The sequence below is a fragment of the Bartonella sp. AP57NXGY genome, from assembly GCF_042195805.1.
GTDB lineage: Bacteria > Pseudomonadota > Alphaproteobacteria > Rhizobiales > Rhizobiaceae > Bartonella.
The window spans coordinates 1-2,884 of record NZ_JBHIOZ010000155.1 but is presented as its reverse complement, the minus strand read 5'-3'; the positions used below and the strand labels follow the sequence as shown (position 1 = coordinate 2,884).

Genomic DNA, 2,884 nt, shown 5'->3' with positions numbered 1-2,884 from the left:
ACACGCGTTCGTGTTGGTTTTGCAGCCGTTGATCGCATTATGCCTTATGTTGCTGGTGGTATTGCTTATACGCAGCTGCAAGTGGTTGATTCTCTTAAGGCAGCGACAGCTGATGGTGCCGAAATTGCTTCTGCTAAAGTGTTTGATGAAACGAAAACGATGGTTGGTTTCACTGTAGGTGGTGGTATTGATTTTGCAATGACAGACAATGTTTTATTGCGTGCAGAATATCGTTACTCAGACTATGGTAAAAAAGCATTTGTAAAGGACGGGGATAAATTAGCATACAAAACCAATGATTTCCGTGTTGGTGTTGCTTACAAATTCTAATTTCGTAAACAACGAAATAAACTTCCAAGAGGCTCTGTCAAAGACAGGGCCTCTATTCTTTTCTGTTGTTATATTATCACATACCCTATATTTATTAGGGGAGTAAAAGATATTATTTAGATTTTCTTAAAAAGATTTTTATAAATGACAGATAACAATTATGCCATAAAATCAATAATTTACACATACTTGTAACTTACAATTTCTTATGAAAATTCTTATGAAACGTGAAGTTATGAAATGACTTTATCTTGCGTCAACTTTCGTTTCCTATGATTGTATCATTTTACTACAGCGTTTTTTTTAGTCGTATAATACTGTGCTCGTAAATAAATGAGGAGCAAAGTTTACGAATATAAAATCTTTAGTAACAACTTTTGTTATCGCTATGGCAGCAGCTTCTGTGGCAAAATCTTCTGATTTTATCATTCTTCGTGAAAAAGCTCCAGCAGTTATCACAGCCCCTTCATTTTCTTGTATAGATTTTTATCTTGGTAGTCAAGTTGGCAACTTTTCAAGTCAAAGTTGATGTATTTGATTTAGAGACAAAAGAAAAAACTTTAGATAAAGATGCACTACCTAAGTCTTCCGGTTTCATAGGTGGTATTTATTTTAGGTTCCAACATAGATCTTGAAAATGTCCTCATTCTAGGTGTTGAAACCGATGCAGTCTGGGCAGACCGAGGAGAGACGAAGACGGTCTCAAAGATTCTTGTGATTGATGATTTTAATGATAAATTTAAAGATGCTGGTGTCACATTAGATGAAGATGAAAAGTTTCAAAAGGGTGACACAGCAGTGTATTGCATTGGTTTCAAAGAAAATGGTCTGGTGCAACACGGGTTCGTGTTGGTTTTTCCATCGCTGACAGTATTATGCCTTATGTGGCTGATGGTATTGCTTATGCGCAAATACAGGGTGTTGGTAAAGTTTCAGGAACAAAAAAATTGGCAAATGGGTAAGCCAAGTAAAGAAGTTTCTACTACAGTATTTGATAAAATAAAAACGATGGAGGGTTTCACCCTTGGTGGTGGTATAGATTTCGCGATGACAGATCATGTTCTGCTTCGTGCGGAGTACCGGTACTCAGACTTTGGTAAGAAGGAATATAAAAAGGATTACCTTAAACTAGGCTACACAACCAATGACTTTCGTGTAAGTATCGCTTACAAGTTCTAATTTCATCAAAAGTGCAATTATGAATAAAAAGTATTAATAAAAAGTTAAATTTTCAAGAGATCTTGACTTTTACAAAACCGCTGTTTTCTGGGGTTTATTTGTGTGATTGTGACATTTTTACTACAGCTTTTCTATTTATAATCTTGTAAGGTCGTTTTATAGTTAATTTAGGAGCAAAATTATGAATACAAAATCTTTAATAGCAACTTCTATTGCCGCTTTAATTTCAGTTTCTGCAGCACAAGCTGCTGATATTATCATCTCTCGTGAAACAGCCCCAGCAGTTATCGCAGCAGCCCCTTCGTTTTCTTGGACAGGTTTTTATCTTGGTGGTCAAGTTGGCAACTTTTCGAGTAAAACTAAAGTAACTATTCCAGGAGCAGACAAAGAACTTTTCAAAAAAGATAACACACCTAGTCCTTCTGGTTTCATGGGTGGCATTTATGCCGGATCTAACGTAGACCTCGGAAATGGTCTCGTTCTCGGTGTTGAAACCGATGCAGTTTGGGCAGACCGTGAAGAATCAAAAAAAGCCCGTGAATTGACTCTTACTGAAAAAGATGCAGCAAATTTTAATGATGCCCTTGAAAAAGTTAAGGTTGAATTAAAAGGTCAGCAACGGTTTGAAAACGGTGACAAGGTAACAGAAACGCACAGTTACAAAGAAAAATGGTCTGGTGCGACACGTGTCCGTATCGGTTTTGCTGCTGTTGACCGTATTATGCCTTATGTTGCTGGTGGTATTGCCTATGCGCAGGTGCAGGGCATTCAATCCGTTGCAGGAAAAGGAGAGAGAGCTAAAGTTGAGCAGAAAGCTGACGGGGATGGAAAAGTGCCAGAGGCAGGGGCTAAGCAAGCCATAGATTTGACTGGTGGCACTTGGGCTGATGACACGAAGACAATGCTTGGTTTCACTATTGGTGGTGGAGTTGACTTTGCAATGACAGACAACGTTCTTTTACGTGCTGAATACCGTTACTCCGATTTTGGTAAAAAGAAATTCGCCAACGATACACGTGAATTCAACTACAAAACCAATGACTTCCGTGTAGGTGTCGCTTACAAATTCTAATTTCGTAAAAATGAAATTATCAGCACAAAAAATACTAAGGCCTCGTTTAACGGGGCCTTTATTTTATTATCTCTCTATTTTATTCCTCTTAATCTCTTCATTTTTAATGGGATCATACTCCTCATGCAAAACAGAACGCCCTAAACGGAATATACTTGTTGTTGTGTATTCACACATTTTTTTTAAATAAATATTTTTCAAAGTACATCAATCTCACTTATGTCTTTGGAAAAGATTTGAATATTTTAGGCTCTGATGTTCAAACAAAGGATAAACTTCTCTTGCAAGCTGAGAGGAATGTTT

At 37.2% G+C, this 2,884-nt stretch carries 4 protein-coding genes; all 4 read left to right on the top strand.

Features of this window, described 5'->3' with window-relative positions:
* On the top strand, positions 1–330 hold a 330-nt coding region (locus tag ACFIL8_RS08870; protein WP_375689489.1), incomplete at its 5' end, for an outer membrane protein.
* 388 nt (positions 331–718) lie between these two features.
* Positions 719–859 (top strand): hypothetical protein, encoded by a 141-nt coding sequence (locus tag ACFIL8_RS08865; protein WP_375638374.1) that lies wholly within the window; start codon positions 719–721, stop codon positions 857–859.
* A 71-nt stretch (positions 860–930) separates the two neighbouring features.
* Positions 931–1,509, top strand: a complete 579-nt coding sequence (locus ACFIL8_RS08860) for an outer membrane protein (RefSeq protein WP_375689487.1) — start codon at positions 931–933, stop codon at positions 1,507–1,509.
* Between the two features lie 181 nt (positions 1,510–1,690).
* Positions 1,691–2,581, top strand: coding sequence for an outer membrane protein (locus ACFIL8_RS08855; RefSeq protein WP_375681340.1), 891 nt, complete (start codon positions 1,691–1,693; stop codon positions 2,579–2,581).
* The last annotated feature ends 303 nt before the right edge of the window (positions 2,582–2,884 follow it).